Source organism: Geomonas diazotrophica (genome assembly GCF_018919385.1).
GTDB lineage: Bacteria > Desulfobacterota > Desulfuromonadia > Geobacterales > Geobacteraceae > Geomonas > Geomonas diazotrophica.
This window is the reverse complement of sequence record NZ_JAHLMF010000019.1, coordinates 15,042-30,199: the sequence shown is the minus strand read 5'-3', so window position 1 is coordinate 30,199 and position 15,158 is coordinate 15,042. Positions and strand designations below refer to the sequence as shown.

Genomic DNA, 15,158 nt, shown 5'->3' with positions numbered 1-15,158 from the left:
GGCGCCCCTTTCACATGAAAGCCCATTTGACTCCCCTCTAATTGCCATTACAGTTGAAGCGTCCGCTTTCTTTCTGACATGTCCCTGTGATCTCGGCCCCGGAACGGCGGTGGGCCGGGGCGTGACGATGAACGGCGCTCAAGACAAGCTTCCCGAAAAACTCCCCGACAACCTCCCCGACAACCTCCCCTGGCACGAGCTCGCGGTGCCGGAGCTTTTCGCCGCCCTCGGCACTTCCGCCGCCGGGCTCTCCTCGCAGGAGGCCGCGGCGAGGCTCGTGCGCTACGGCCCCAACGCGATCCGCGCCGCCGCGGCAAAACCCCTCTACCTGAAACTTCTCTCCAATTTCACCCACCTGATGGCGCTGCTCCTTTGGGGGGGCGGCGTCATGGCCTACCTGGGCGGCATGCCGCAGCTCGCCTTTGCCATCTGGGCGGTCATCTTCATCAACGCGGTATTCTCGTTCTGGCAGGAGCACCGCGCCGAGCAGGCGGTGGAGGCGTTGAAAAGACTCCTGCCGGCCCAGGCGAACGTGCTGCGTGACGGTGAGGAACGCCAGATACCGGCGGCGGAGCTGGTCCCGGGGGACCTGGTGCGGGTGATCCAGGGGGACCGCATCTCGGCCGACGCGAGGCTGGTCGAGGAGTGGGACCTGCGCGTGGACCAGTCCACCCTCTCGGGCGAGGCGCATCCCGCCAGGAAGACCGCGGACCCGATTACCGGGCAGCCCCTTTCCCGCACCGAACTCCCCAACCTGGTCTTCGCCGGCACCTCCGCCGTCGCCGGGACGGGTAGCGCCGTGGTATGCGCCACCGGGATGAGCACCGAGTTCGGCCGCATCGCCCACCTCGCCACCACGACCTCGGACACCCCCTCGCCGCTGCAGGTCGAGATCGACCGGATGACCCGCGTGGTCACCGCGCTGGCGCTTGCCGTCGGCACGCTCTTCTTCGTGCTCTCGGTCGCGGTGCTTGGGCGCGAGCTGCACACCTGCTTCATCTTCGCGGTCGGCATGGTGGTCGCTTTCGTGCCGGAAGGGCTCCTCCCCACGGTCTCGCTTTCCCTGGCCATGGCCGTGCAGCGCATGGCCAAGCGCAATGCCCTGGTGAAGAAGCTCTCCTCCGTCGAGGCCCTTGGCTGCTGCACCGTGATCTGCACCGACAAGACCGGGACCCTGACCCAGAACGAGATGACCGTGCGGGAACTCTGGGTGGACGCAGCGGTGCAGGAGGTCTCCGGGGTGGGGTACGCCCCGCGGGGGGAGATCGGCGGGGGCGGCGCCCCCTCCGCAGGCCTCAAGCGCCTGCTCACCGCCGCGGCCCTTTGCAGCGACGCCCGCCTGGTCGAGCCGAAGGAGGCGTCGGAGCCCTGGTGCATCATCGGCGATCCCACCGAGGGGGCCCTCATCGTCGCCGCCCGCAAGGGAGGGATCGATCCCGAGGCGCAGGGGGCGCTCCTCCCCCGGCTGCGCGAGCTTCCGTTTGATTCCGTGCGCAAGAGGATGACCAGCGTGCACCGCGAGGGGGAGGGGGAGACCGCCTTTGTGAAGGGGGCGCCGGCCGAGGTGGCGGCCCTTTGCAGTTCGTTGGCCCGGGACGGGGCAACGCTCCCCCTGGAGCCTCCCCTGTTGCGGGAGGTGCTCGGGCAGGTGGATGCCTACGCACGCCAGGGGTACCGCGTGCTGGCCGTCGCCGAGCGGAGCCTGCCGGGGGACCTCACGGATTACACGGCGCAGAGCGTGGAAAGGGAGCTCACCCTGCTGGGGCTGGTCGCCATGAACGATCCTCCCCGCCCCGAGGTGGCCAGCGCGGTGCAGAAGTGCCACAGCGCCGGGATCAGGGTCGTGATGGTGACCGGCGACTACGGCCTTACCGCGGAGAGCGTGGCTCGGCGCATCGGCGTGCTCGGGCGGGACGAAACCTGTCGGCTGGTGAGCGGAGTCGAGCTGGACGCCATGGACCAGGGCGCCCTGGACCAGGTCCTCGCCGGGGAGGTGATCTTCGCCCGCGTCTCCCCCGAGCACAAGCTGCGCGTGGTGAGCGCGCTGCAGCAAAGGGGCGAGATCGTGGCGGTTACCGGCGACGGTGTCAACGATGCCCCGGCCCTCAAGAAGGCGGACATCGGCGTCGCCATGGGACTTTCCGGGTCGGACGTCGCCAAGGAGGCGGCCGACATGATCCTCCTCGACGACAACTTCGCCTCCATCGTCAACACCATCGAGGAAGGGCGGGCCGTCTATTCCAACATCAGGAAGTTCGTCACCTACATCTTCACCAGCAACATGGTCGAGGCCTGGCCCTTCATCCTGCAGATCACGCTCAACGTGCCCCTCGCCCTCACCGTGATGCAGGTGCTCGCCATCGACCTTGGGGCCGATCTCCTCCCGGCCCTCGCCCTCGGCACGGAGCCCCCGGAGCCGGGGATCATGGAGCGGCCGCCGCGCCCTCGCAGCGAGAGGCTGGTGAACCGGGCGCTGCTGCTGCGGGCCCTCGTCTGGCTCGGGTCGCTGATGGCCCTGTTCTGCTTCACCGGCTTCTTCCTGCTGTACGGGAGCTACGATTATAGCGATCTGAGTCACCTGCCGCGTCTGGATCTCGTCCCCTACCATGAGCGCCTCGCCTCCCACGACGGCAGGGTCTACGTGCTGGCCGGCACCATGTTCTTCGCCGGGGTGATCGGGGCGCAGGCGGGGAACGCCTACTGCTGTCGCAGCGAGCGGTTCTCCGTGTTCCGCATCGGCCTGTTCGGCAACCGCTTCCTGCTGGCGGGGATCGCGTTCCAGCTTCTATTCTGCCTTGCCCTGGTCTACCTTCCCCCGCTGCAGCGCCTCTTCGAGGTGGCGGCGCTTCCCCCCCGCTTCTGGGGGGTGATCGCCTGTTACCCCCTGCTCCTCTTCCTCGCCGAGGAGGGACGCAAATGGTGGCTAAGAAGCAGGGAGGCGAGGCGTGCGGCCAAGGGGACACCTGGAGGTGCAACATGAAAATGATAGTGATCGGCTGCGGCAGGCTGGGGGGTGCGCTCGCCGAGGCGCTCTCCCGGCGCGGGGACGAGGTGGCGGTGGTGGACCGCGACGAGGCGGCCTTCGAGAGGCTGCCCCCCTCCTTCGACGGGACCAGGGTCGTCGGGGCGGGGTTCGACCGGGAGGTGCTGCTGCGTGCGGGGATCGAGAGGGCCGACGCCCTGGCCGCGCTCACGGCAAGCGACGAGGTGAACGTGGTGAGCGCGCGGGCGGCGCGCCTCTTGTTCAAGGTCCCCCGGGTGGTGGCGCGCCTGTACGACCCGGGGAAGGCCGAAGCCTACCGGCGCCTGGGGCTCCCCACCATCTCGCACGTCACCTGGGGGGTGAGCCGCATCGTCGAGCTCCTCTGCTACTCGCCGGTCGAACCGGTGCAGAGCCTGGGAGGGGGGGAGGTGGAGCTGGTGCAGGTCGACCTGCCGCCGCTTCTGGCGGGTCGCAGCGTCCGGGAACTGGCCCTCGTGGGGGAGATCCTGGTCGTCGCCGTCACCAGGGAAGGGAGGACGCTCATCCCAACCCCGGGGACCCTGTTCCAGCATGGGGACCGGGTGCACCTGGCCCTGCTCACCTCGTCGTCGGGGAGGTTGAAGCACCTGCTCGGCCTGCCGTAAAAGGAGGGGACCATGTTCGTGATCATCGTTGGGGGTGGCAAGGTGGGGGCGCACCTGGCGCGGCTGCTGGCCCGGGGGGGGAAGAGGGTGTGCCTTGTCGAGGAACGGCGCGAGCTGATACCTGCGCTGACGCGTGCGCTCGAAGGGGTGCAACTGTTCGAGGGGAGCGGCAGCAACCCGCGCACCCTGGAACAGGCGGGGGTGCGGGAGGCGGACGTGGTGGCCGCGGTGACCGGCAGCGACGACGCGAACCTGGTCGTGGCCGGGCTCGCCCGCGCGGAGTTCAAGGTGAGGCGGGTGATCGCACGGGTGAACGACCCGGAGCACCTCTGGCTCTTCACACCGCAGATGGGCGTGGACGTGGCGCTGAACCAGGCGGACATCCTCTCCCACCTGATCGCGGAGGAGCTGTCGCTGGGGGAGATGACCACCCTCTTGAAACTGAGGACGGGGGAGTACTCCCTGGTGGAGGAGAAGGTGCACCCCCGCTCGGGTGCGGCGGGGCGGGCGATCATGGCGCTCCCGCTTCCGGCCGAGAGCGTGATCGCCGCGGTGATCAGGGGGGGGAGGCTGATCGTGCCGCGCGGCAACCTGGTGCTCGAGCCGGGGGACGAGGTGCTGGCTCTGGTGCACGCCCGGGAGATGGGGAGGCTCTCGGCGCTTCTGGGGGCGCCGGAGGGGGGCTAGCCGCCGGCGGGGATCACCCCCGTCAGCACCCGCGCGATCTCCTTCACCGTGTAGGGCTTCTCCAGGGTGGCGCTGAAGCCGTGCTTTTTGTAGTCGGACATGATCGGGTCGTTGGAATAGCCGCTCGACACGATCAGGCGGGCCTCGGGATCCAGTTCCAGGATCCGCTGCGCCGCCTCCTTCCCCCCCATCCCCCCCGGGATGGTCAGGTCCATGATCACCGCATCGTAGCCCTCCCCCCTCTCAAGCGCCGCCCGGTACAGTTCCACCGCTTCGGCCCCGTCGCAGCAGGCGGTGGCGTGGTAGCCGAGCTGGACCAGCATGGCGCAGGCGAGATCGCGGATCAGCTCCTCGTCGTCCATCACCACCACGCTCCCCCCCCCGGCAGGGCTCTCCCCCGTCTCCTGCTCCCGGACCAGGTCGGCGGCGCTCTCCCCCAGTGAAGGGAGGTAGATGGTGAAGGTGGCGCCCCGTCCCGGGGTCGAGTCCACCAGGATCACCCCGCCGTGCCGGGTGACGATGGAGTGGGTCGAGGCGAGTCCCAGCCCGGTGCCGCTGGCCTTGGTGGTGAAGTAGGGGTCGAAGATCTTCTTCTGGTCTATCTCCGAGATGCCGCACCCCTCGTCCCTGAAATCGAGCCGCACGTAGTGCCCCGGCGCGAGCCCCAGCCGGTTCTCCGGCTCCATGAGCTCGTTTCTTCCCGTTACGGTCAGGGTGCCGCCGCCGGGCATGGCGTGCACCGCGTTGATGATGAGGTTGTTGAAGGCCTGGTTCATCTGCCCCTCGTCCGCCTCCACGATGTCGAGCGTGTCCGGGATCTCGATCCTCCCCTTGACGTTGGTCCCCCGCAGCACCAGGGAGAGCGATTCGCCGGCGAGCTGCTTCACGGAGAAAACCTTCTTGATCGGCTGCCCGCCGCGGGCGAAGGTGAGGAGCTGCCCGGCCAGCTCCGCCGCCCTCTGGCACGCCTTCTCCGCCTTGTCCAGCGGCCCCTTCGCCTTGTGCGCCTGCTCCAGCACCATCTGGGCGAAGCTTATGTTCCCCACGATGCCGGTCAGGATGTTGTTGAAGTCATGGGCGATGCCCCCCGCCAGGACCCCCAGGCTCTCCAGCTTCTGCATGTTGAGCATCTGGGTCTCTATGCGCTTGTTCTCGCGGTCCAGGCGCTTCTCCTCGGTCATGTCCTGCACCAGGAGCAGCAGGTGGTGGCGCTGCTCCACGTCGAAGCGGGCCAGCTGGAAGCGCAGGGTGACCTCCCGGCCATGCGTAGTGGTGACGTCGCTTTCCAGCGGGCACGGTTGCCCGTCGGCGAGGACCCGTTCCGCCGCCTCGACGATCCCCGCCTCGCGCAGGGGGACGACCTTCCGGAAGTTCTGCCGCAGCAGCTCCTCGACCGTGCCGCCGGTTATGTCGGCGACCGCCTGGTTCGCCCTGACGCAGTCGCCGCTTTCCCCGTCATAGACCAGGATCCCCAGCGGCGACTGCGCCAGCAGCGTCTCCACCAGCATGAGCGCTTTGCCGCGCGCCTCCTCGGCCTCGATCCGGTCCGAGATGTCGGAGATGATCCCCACCAGCGCCCGCAGCTCTCCGTCCGGCGCCTCGAGCCTTCTGCCGGAGAGGTACCCCCAGAATCCCCCCCCCTTGCCGCACAGGTAGTGGCGCTCGGTGGTGATCCCCTTCAGCTCGCCGGTCATTATGCGGCGCATCAGCTCGCTCCCCGTCTCCAGCTGGTCGGGGTGGAGGTGGCTCGTGTAGCCGGAGCCGATCAGCTCCTCCATGCGGCAGCCGAACATTTCCGCCATGCGGTTATTGGCGAAGCGGATGATCCCCTGCGGGTCGACCAGGATGATCCCGGCCTGCGAGGTGTCGAAGATCACCCTCAGCTGCTCCTCGCTCTCCTTTAGCGCCGCCTCGGCCGCCTTGCGCTCCCTCACCTCACCCTTGAGCACCGCGTTCAGTTGCCGGAACTTCATCACGATGACAAAGAGGACGGCGATCACCGCGGTGCAGATCAGTAGCGCCCCCCAAAGGAGCGTGTGGCTCGCACCGGGTCCCGGTTCGTAGATGATTCCCGACGGGTCGAACCCCTCGGGGAGCATCCCGATGCTGGAGAAGGTGTCGGCGATGTGGCGCCAGCGGGTGGGGCTCTGGTAGCCGAGCTCGACCAGGGTGGGCTGGATCAGCGTCTCCATCTGGTTCGCCTCGAACAGGAGCCAGTCGCGGCTCCGCTCGCGTGAGTACTTGGCGAGGATGAGGTCGGCGATCTCCTCCTTGTGCGACAGGGCGTAGCGCCATCCCTTGAGGGTCGCCTCCCGGAAGCCCCTGACCAGCGCGGGGCGGGAGGTGAGGTTGGCGCGGGTGGTGAAGAAGTTGTCCCCGTAGAAGTCGATGCCGTAGGTGAGCGGGGAGAAGGTCAGGTAGGGCTCGCCCGCCTGCTCCAGGATGTAGGGCTCGTTGAAGCTGTAGGCCATCATCACGTCGGCCCTGCCGGCGACGAGGTCGCGGGCGTCGCCTCGGTGCTCCACCTTGACGATGTCCTTCTCCTCGATGCCGTTCTTCTTGAGGAGGGCGAGCATGTCGCCGTGCTGGTTCGAGTACATGAAGCGGCGACCCTTCATGTCGGCCACCTTCTGTATTCCGGTCTTGCGGGGGGTGAGCAGGATGGCGGGGGAATGCTGGAAGATCTGGCCGAGCACCACGAGGTCGTCGCCGTGGGCCCGGTGCAGCAAAAGCGCCGAGGTCCCGACGCCGAAGTCGGCGCGTCCCGAGGTGACCGCGTCCTCGACCTCGACGTCGGGGCCCCCCTCGCGGATGGTGACGTCGAGCCCGGCTTCCCGGTAGAACCCCTTGTCCAGCGCCGCGTAGTAGCCGGCGAACTGGAAGTGGTGCAGCCACTTGAGCTGGATGGTGGCGTGCTCCAGCGCCAGGGCGGGGTGCGCGAGCGCCAGGGAGAAGGCCAGCGCGAGCAGGGTGCCCCACCCCTTGCGTCTGGCTGCTTGGGCAGGTTTCATGGTGCGCTCCTCGTAGGGTAGCGTGACAAAGCGTCCTGCGCGGGGTCAGGGGGTGTTGCAGTAGTCGGCGAGGTAGCCGCGGATGCGGTCCAGGTCATTCCGGTCCTGGTCAGGTTCTTCCCGCATAAGTTCCATCAGGAGCGCGATGCAGTCGCTGCCGTCCACGTCGTGGTCCACGAACTTCACGCCCAGGAGGTCGTCGTAGCCGTGCACCACCTCGGTCCAGATCTGCAGGGGGGGACGGGGCTCGGGGTCGGGGTCGAGATGAATGCGCAAGAGGCACCCCGTCCCGCCGGGAAGCCCGGGCGAGTGGCACAGGTGGAGCAGAGCGCCGTTGAACGAGATGTTCTCCAGGATCCCGCTGAGGCACTCGCCGTGGTGCACCAACTCCACCTTCTTCGATGATGGGGCCCGATAAAACTGTCGCAGCTCTGTCATAGGATGCAGACCTTTGGCAAACAGGATGAAGTGTTTAGTTTCATCATCGGAAGGAACGCTCCGTCCTTGAGAACTTTTCGCGGAACCTTCTTCGTCGCACCGTGAGAACTTCAGTCAAGAAAATCACCAGGACATGGGGAGGCATTATGCCATGCATTGGAGTTTTTTAGCTATTGGAATTTTATCTAACCCGGACGGGGAACCACGCTTCTCCTTTTTTCATAGGTGAAGAACTCCTTCAATAGTGCTTGAAAGTGGTGGTGCCATCTTGTATAAGTAGCGTGACCTGTCTATCTCTCCCACAGCGTGGCAGGCTCCCCGTTTTCACCCACCTTCGTCCGACGCAACCGACTGCGGACGCCTCATGACCGGAAACACGTTTGATTGACGGCTCTGCCGCAGGTGCGGCTGCAGCCTGGAGCACCGTCGATGGGATACGCCGAGGCAAAAGAGCACCGGAAGCCACCCTCCTACCTGTGGGGCCCCTCCTTCTTGCTGCTGCTTTGCGCGCTGGTCCGGCTGGAGCTCCTCCCGGCGCCGCTTCTTAGCGCCTACCTGTTGTCGAGCCTGGCCGCCTTTTTTCTCTACGCCGCGGACAAAAGTGCCGCCATACGGGGGGCGCGCAGGATCAGCGAGCGTACCCTGCACCTGGCCGGGCTCTTCGGGGGGTGGCCGGGCGCGCTCCTGGCGCAGCGCCTCTTGCACCACAAGTCGCAAAAGGGTTCCTTCCAGTTGGCGTTCCGGTTCACGGTAATGGCCAACTCCGCGGCGCTCGCCCTCTACGCCTATGGGCGGCCGGGAGGGTAACGCGGGATTTTCTCTGTTCCATTCGGGTGCCGACGCAGGCGCCCTGCCTTTGTACTTCAATGAAATGAAGGTCGTCGTGGAGGGATAGTGCCAGGTTCTGATCAGCAGGGGATGGAATACGGGATGTTCTCGTACCCGGTGCACGGGGAGGCGCGGTCGCTGTACCAGGAACTGGTGCTGGTGAACCGGACGCTGGAGCAGAAGGTCCAGGAGCTGAACCGGGCGCAGCAGCGGCTCATGGAGTACCGCAAGGTGTTCGAGTGCACCGGCGACCTCATCTACGTCTTCGACCGCGACTACCGCTACCTCATGGCCAACGAGGCCTACCTCGAGTGCCGCAGGAGCCGCTTTCCCGACCTGATCGGCCGCACCCTCCCGGAGGTGATCGGGGAGGAGACCTTCGCCCGGATAAAGCCGCAGATCGACGCCTGTTTCGCCGGCAATGAGCTAAGCTACGAGGACAGCCACCACTACGCGGACAAGGGAAAGCGCCACCTGCTGGTCACCTTCTCCCCCGTCTTCGACGGCGACCGCGTGGAGCGGGTGGCCTGCCTCATCAAGGACGTGAGCGAGCGCAAGCTTTTGGAGGAGCAACTGCGCCAGTCGCAGAAGATGGAGGCGGTCGGCACCCTGGCCGGCGGAATCGCACACGACTTCAACAACATCCTGACCGTCATCGCCGGATACGCCTCGCTGATCCAGATCAACACGGAGGAAAGCGAGACCGCCGCCATGGCCGGCGAGATCATGATCTCGGTGGAGCGGGCCGCGGAGATGACCCGGAGCCTTCTCGCCTTCAGCAGAAAGCAGGAGGTGCACCTGGAGACGGTGGACCTGAACCAGGTGGTGGCGGAACTGCACAAGAGCCTGTCGCGGCTGATCAGCGAGGAGATCGAGCTCGTGGTGCGGGTCTGCGGGGAGGAACTCTGCTGCCTGGCCGACCGCGGCCAGCTGGAGCAGGTACTCATAAACCTGGCGGTGAACGCCCGCGACGCCATGCCCGGGGGAGGGGTGCTCGACATCTCCACCGGCGTCGCCGAGCCGGAGGGGGAGGACCTTCCCGCCGGCCGCTGCGCCGTGATCACCGTCTCGGACAACGGCACCGGGATGGACAAGGAGGTGCAGGAGCGGGTCTTCGAGCCGTTCTTCACCACCAAGGAGGTGGGGAAGGGGACCGGGCTCGGGCTCTCCTCAAGCTACGGCATCATAAAGAAGCACAACGGGGCGATCCGCATGCAGAGCGCGCCCGGTGCCGGCACAAGCTTCAGCATCTACCTCCCCCTGTCCGGCGAGCGCCCCTGCCGGGAACGCGGGGACGCCGGGGGGCGCTGCGGCGCGGGGAGCGGCACCGTGCTCCTGGTCGAGGACGAGGAGACGGTGCGCAACATGACCCGGCTGCTTTTGGAGCGGCACGGCTACCGCGTGCTGACGGCCTGCAACGGCCAGGAGGCCCTGGAGCTGTTCCGGCAAAACCTGGGGAGCGTGCAACTGATGCTAAGCGACGTGGTCATGCCGCGCATGAACGGGAGGGAACTCTGCGAGCGGGTGCGGCAGCTCGCCCCGGGCCTTCCCGTGATTTTCATGAGCGGTTATCCCGCCGACGTCATGTCCGAGAAGGGGATCGGCGGCGGCGGCGCCTACCTGCAAAAGCCGGTCAAGCCCGAAGAGTTGCTGGGGGCGCTGCGACAGGCGCTGATCCCCGCAGGGGGGAGGCTGGCGCCGCCAGGATGATCCCTTCTGCCCCTGCGGTCCGCCCCCCCTGTCCGGCCCCTTCCCGTCTGCCCGGTATCCCTTCCCTTGCGCGTTGGTTCCTGCTAACTTCTAAAGCCGCAGATACTGGTACAAGCCCGTCACTCACCGTCTCAGTCCCACCTCTTTTTATCATTACCCCCAGCGCCGCGGCATAATGCCGTGTTGCATCTGACCATTCCACCGCTAAATCTGAATGCGTTCTCAAGTAACAGACCCTCCAACCGATAGGGCACTAGGTTAACTCCTTCATCGCAATCCGTCCAAACAAGGAGAGGTCATGAACCTTAGAACGAAAGTGAACCTAACGGTGGTCGCTGTATTCGCCATTGCCATCACGTCTCTTGTCGCGGCAGCTTTTGTCAGTTCCAGCCGGATCATGTCCCAGATGCTGCAGGACAAGATGATCGTGCTGGCCCGGGAGAACGCGGCCAACCTGGACACTTGGATCCAGGCAAAGCTCGCGGTGGTGGAAGCCGGTGCCAAGGACCTGGCCCGCCACCCTGCCGACCCCGCCTACATCTCGAACGTCATCAAGACCAACAACGCCGCCGGCGGCTTCTCCAAGACCCACCCCGGGTACGAGGACGGCACCGTGATCTACTCCGACGACTGGAAGCCCCCCGCCGACTACGATCCGCGCAAGCGCCCCTGGTACATGGAGGGGAAAAAGAAGCTGAAGACGGGCCTGACTGAGCCTTACATCGCAGCCTCGACCGGCAAGGGGATCATCACCTTCATAAGCCCCATGGTGGAAGGGGGCACCCTGGTCGGGGTCTACGGCTCCGACGTCACCCTGGACTTCATCACCAAGACCGTTCTCGGCGTCAAGTTCGGGGAGACCGGGTACGCCTTTCTTTCCGACGCGGCGGGAAGGATCCTCGCGCACCCAAGCCCCGACTACGCCATGAAGAAGAAGCTGCAGGAGCTCTCCCCCGACTTTTCCAACATCGAGAAGGAGTTCGGCGGCAAGGCGACAGGGGAGCTCTCCTACCGCCTGAACGGCAAGAAGATGGTGATGTCCTTCGCCCGGGTCCCGGCCACCGGCTGGTATCTCTGCGTGGCAATGGATCACGAGGAGGTGGCAGCGCCGGTGCGGCGCCAGTTCGCGGTGCTGGCCCTGATCGGCGCACTCTTCCTGGTGGTCGGCCTGGCGGTGATGGTGGTGTTCCTGAAAAGGCTCCTTGCCCCGCTTGGACTCCTCTGCCAGCGGGTGTCGGAACTCGCCGAAGGGGAAGGGGATCTCACCGCGAGGATCGACGTGGGGGCGAGGCGCGACGAGCTCGGGGAACTCGCCGCGAAGCTCAACACCTTCATAGCCAGCGTGCGGGGGATCATCCAGCAGATCGCAGACGCCTCGGGGCGCCTCGCCGGGGGGGCCGTCACGCTGACCGAGACGGCCGGCTCCATCTCGCTGGCAGTGGAGGAGGCTGCGGCTCAGAGCGTCGGCGTGGCCACGGCGAGCGAGGAGATGGCCGCCACCGCCTCGGACATCGCCCGCAACTGCCATCTTGCCGCCCAGAGCTCCAGGGAGGCCACCGGCACCACCCGGCAGGGGTTCTCGGTCTTGACGGCCACCGTGCACGGGATCAGGGAGCGCGGCGAGCTGACCCGGAGCAACGCGGAGGCGATCTCCTCGCTCGGGGAGCGTTCCGAGCAGATCGGCGCCATCGTGGCCACCATCGAGGACATCGCGGACCAGACCAACCTGCTGGCCCTGAACGCCGCCATCGAGGCGGCCCGCGCCGGGGAGCAGGGGAGGGGGTTTGCCGTGGTGGCGGACGAGGTGCGGGCCCTGGCGGAGCGCACCACCCGCGCCACCAAGGAGATCTCCGAGATGATCCGGGCCATGCAGACCGAGACACGCACGGCGATCCTCTCCATGGAACAGGGGGTGGAGCAGACCGAGCGCGGGGTCGAGGAAGCGGCGCAGCTCGAGGAGGCGCTCAGGCGGATCCTCGAGCAGGTCGACGCGGTCACCGGGCAGGTGAACCAGATCGCGACCGCGGCCGAGGAGCAGACGGCGACCACGGGCGAGATCAGCTCCAACATCCACAACGTCACAGCGGTCGTGCAGCAGGCGGCCCGCGGATCGCAGCAGAGCGCCGACACCGCCGGCCAGCTGGCCAACGTCGCCCGCGATCTGCAGGGGATCGTGGGAAGATTCAAACTTTAACGGGAGGCGTCCGAGGGTTTTTGCGGAAAATTGACTTCCGTCAAATATTTTCCCCACCATTTCGTGCATGAATGGGGCGCGTTTTTGCGGTGCGGGCCATGAGGGGCTGTAATCGGTGCAGGCGGCCGGAAACCCATACACTACTGAAGGAGGAAACGATGCTCAAGAAGAATGTGGCTGTGACGGCGGCAATCGCCGGGGCGATCGCTTTGTTGTCGATCCCCGCCCTGACCACCGCGGCGAAAACCAAGCCGGTGCAGGTGGCCAACGACGGCAGGGCCAAGTGCTACGACTGTCACGACGAGGTGAAGGCGCTCAAGGAAGGGTCCAAGCACGCCAAGCTCTCCTGCAAGGTGTGCCACGACAAGCTGGACGCCCACATGAGCGACCCGGAGAAGAACAAGCCGGTCACCGTCATAGACGCAACGCTGTGCGGCAAGTGCCACAAGGCACAGTACGACAGCTTCTTCGAGGTGAACTACGAGGCGGCGGCGAGGAAGGAGAAGGGAACCCCCACCGGCCGCTCCCCGATGCAGGACAAACTCCTCGCCGGGCACGGCTTCACCATCGAGCATAACGAGCCGCGCGGCCACGCCTTCATGGTCATCGACCAGTTCGTGGTGGACCGTTTCCAGGGTGGGCGCTTCCAGTTCAAGGAGGGGTGGAAAGGGGTGACCTCCACCGGCAAGACCTGGGACGTCTTGACCGACACCGGGAAGAAGCTCCCGGAGACCGCCATGGCCGGCAACCCGACCTGCATCCAGTGCAAGACCTCCGACCACCTCCTGAAGTGGAAGTTCATGGGTGACAAGGATCCCAAGGCGAAGTGGGACCGCACCTCCAACATCGTCGACGTCGCCAAGGACACCAACAACCCGGTCGGTTGCGTGCACTGCCACGACCCGCACGGCACCCAGCCGCGCGTGGTGCGCGACGCCCTGATCCAGGCGGTCGAGAAGGACCCCAAGGGGAACATCTTCGCCAAGAACGGCGCCACCGACCTGAAGGTGATCGACTTCCGCGGCTTCAGGAAGATCGGCGTGATGCAAAAGACCGACTCCAGGATGATGTGCGCGCAGTGCCACGTCGAGTACAACTGCAACGCCGGCACCCAGTGGAGCGACGGCAAGCCGGTGAAGTACGACGACCTGCGCACCAACCACTTCCCGCTCAAGAACTCGCTGCAGCTTTTAAAGCACTACCAGGATCTCAACTTCTTCGACTTCAAGCACGCCGTGACCGGCGCGCGCCTGATCAAGTTCCAGCACCCCGAGGCCGAGACCTACGCGGGGAGCGTGCACGACAAGGCGGGCGTTCAGTGCCACCAGTGCCACATGCCGCAGAAGAAGGACAAAAACGGCAAGAAGTTCTCCTCCCACGGCGTGATCCGTCCCAAGAACCACGTCAAGGAGGCGTGCCTTGGCTGCCACCCCAAAGACAGCGTGGCCAAGAAGGCTTACGAGATCGACGCGGTGCAGAACTACGTGAAGGGTAAGATGCGCAAGGCCGAGTACTGGCTCGGGCAGCTGATCGACACCTACGCCGCCGCGCAGCGTATGGGGGTTGCCCCGACCGTCCTGGACCAGGCGCGCGCGAAGCACGAGGAGGCGCACGTCCTCTGGGAATACTGGACCGCCGAGAACTCCGACGGCTTCCACAACCCCGACCTCGCCCGCGAATCGCTGACCGGCTCCATCGCCGCCTCCAAGGCGGGGGTCAAGGTCCTCACCGACGCCATGGCGGCAGCCAAGAAGGAAGAGCCCAAGAAATAGCGGCGAAGACAACCGCGGCAAAAAAGGAAAGCCCCGCCTCCGCATGGAGACGGGGCTTTTTTCATGTATCGGACCGCCCGGCGACAGTCACAGGCGGTTTTTTTCTGTCACTGGTTGCGGTTTCCATGCGAAAACCGGCCTTCTGTCAGTGCGATTAGAAAAAAATAACCGAAAAGTGTAAACACAACATTCAAGGAATAGAACCGGGTTCCGATAAATGACACTGATGGGAGTTATGGTAGCGGTCGTTTCGCTAACCTTTATAGTCAGGAGCGTTCCATGGCATTCACGTTCTTCATGCGCGACCAGCCCACACTTGAGCACGCGGCCGACCACATGATCGGCTACGCGATGGGGCGAAGCCGCATCAAGGTCTGGGACGCCGGCTGCGCGCTGGGGCAGGAAACCTACACCATAGCCATGATCTTCGCCCAGAAGATGAACTCCTTCGGCTTCAAGAACCTGCGCATCGACGCTACCGACTATGACAGCGCCAACAACTTCGGCGACGTGGTGAACGCGGCGACCTATCCCTACGAAGAACTGCAGCGCACCCCGGTGGAACTCTTCGAAAAGTACTTCGAACCAGCGGACAAGCCGGGCCATCACCGGGTGGTGCCGCTTTTGCGCGACCGGATCAACTTCCAGTACCACGACCTCCTCTCACTCAAAGCCCCCGGCAGCGACTACTGCCTCGTGGTGTGCAAGAACGTGCTGCTCCATTTCCAGTACCGGGAGCGAGTCGAGGTCTTCAAGATGTTCCACGAAGCCCTCGCCCCCGGCGCCTACCTCGCCACCGAAAACACCCAGAAGCTCCCCCAGGAAGTCGCTCATCTCTTCGAACAGGTGGTGCCGGACGCCCAGCTGTTCAAGAAGGTCGGGGGCTAGCCG

The 15,158-nt window shown here is 65.7% G+C and carries 10 protein-coding genes; 8 read left to right on the top strand and 2 right to left on the bottom strand.

Annotated features, from left to right (window positions below):
* Window positions 1-127 precede the first annotated feature (127 nt).
* Genes KOM00_RS18535 through KOM00_RS18525 form a run of 3 tightly spaced genes read left to right on the top strand, consistent with a single transcriptional unit; the run spans window position 128 to window position 4,314 of the window.
* Complete coding sequence (locus KOM00_RS18535; protein WP_216500498.1) at window positions 128-2,980, top strand: cation-translocating P-type ATPase; 2,853 nt, start codon at window positions 128-130, stop codon at window positions 2,978-2,980.
* Entirely contained in the window at window positions 2,977-3,627 is a 651-nt protein-coding gene (locus KOM00_RS18530) for a potassium channel family protein (protein WP_216500496.1), read from the top strand. Before KOM00_RS18535 ends, KOM00_RS18530 begins: the two co-directional genes overlap by 4 nt.
* A gap of 12 nt (window positions 3,628-3,639) precedes the next feature.
* Window positions 3,640-4,314: a potassium channel family protein gene (locus tag KOM00_RS18525; protein ID WP_216500494.1), complete on the top strand. Its 675-nt coding sequence runs from the start codon at window positions 3,640-3,642 to the stop codon at window positions 4,312-4,314.
* Here KOM00_RS18525 and KOM00_RS18520 read toward each other — a convergent pair.
* Together KOM00_RS18520 and KOM00_RS18515 are read right to left on the bottom strand one after the other, a co-directional pair.
* On the bottom strand, window positions 4,311-7,325 hold the full coding sequence (locus KOM00_RS18520; RefSeq protein WP_216500493.1) for an ABC transporter substrate-binding protein: 3,015 nt from the start codon (window positions 7,323-7,325) through the stop codon (window positions 4,311-4,313). The genes KOM00_RS18525 and KOM00_RS18520 overlap by 4 nt on opposite strands.
* Before the next feature lie 45 nt (window positions 7,326-7,370).
* A complete protein-coding gene (locus KOM00_RS18515) occupies window positions 7,371-7,763 on the bottom strand; it encodes a PilZ domain-containing protein (protein WP_216500491.1) in 393 nt (130 codons plus the stop codon).
* Between the two features lie 429 nt (window positions 7,764-8,192).
* On the opposite strand from KOM00_RS18515, the gene KOM00_RS18510 reads away from it, so the two are divergent.
* The 5 genes from KOM00_RS18510 (at window position 8,193) to KOM00_RS18490 (ending at window position 15,155) form a co-directional block, all read left to right on the top strand.
* Window positions 8,193-8,570 carry a DUF1294 domain-containing protein gene (locus tag KOM00_RS18510; protein ID WP_216500490.1) on the top strand — a complete coding sequence of 126 codons (378 nt, stop codon included), beginning with the start codon at window positions 8,193-8,195 and terminating at the stop codon, window positions 8,568-8,570.
* A gap of 87 nt (window positions 8,571-8,657) precedes the next feature.
* Window positions 8,658-10,301, top strand: coding sequence for a PAS domain-containing sensor histidine kinase (locus KOM00_RS18505; protein WP_328758788.1), 1,644 nt, complete (start codon window positions 8,658-8,660; stop codon window positions 10,299-10,301).
* A 298-nt stretch (window positions 10,302-10,599) separates the two neighbouring features.
* On the top strand, window positions 10,600-12,495 hold the full coding sequence (locus KOM00_RS18500) for a methyl-accepting chemotaxis protein (RefSeq protein WP_216500488.1): 1,896 nt from the start codon (window positions 10,600-10,602) through the stop codon (window positions 12,493-12,495).
* 158 nt (window positions 12,496-12,653) lie between these two features.
* Window positions 12,654-14,267, top strand: a complete 1,614-nt coding sequence (locus KOM00_RS18495) for an ammonia-forming cytochrome c nitrite reductase subunit c552 (protein ID WP_216500487.1) — start codon at window positions 12,654-12,656, stop codon at window positions 14,265-14,267.
* 279 nt (window positions 14,268-14,546) lie between these two features.
* On the top strand, window positions 14,547-15,155 hold the full coding sequence (locus KOM00_RS18490) for a CheR family methyltransferase (RefSeq protein WP_216500485.1): 609 nt from the start codon (window positions 14,547-14,549) through the stop codon (window positions 15,153-15,155).
* Window positions 15,156-15,158: the final 3 nt, after the last annotated feature.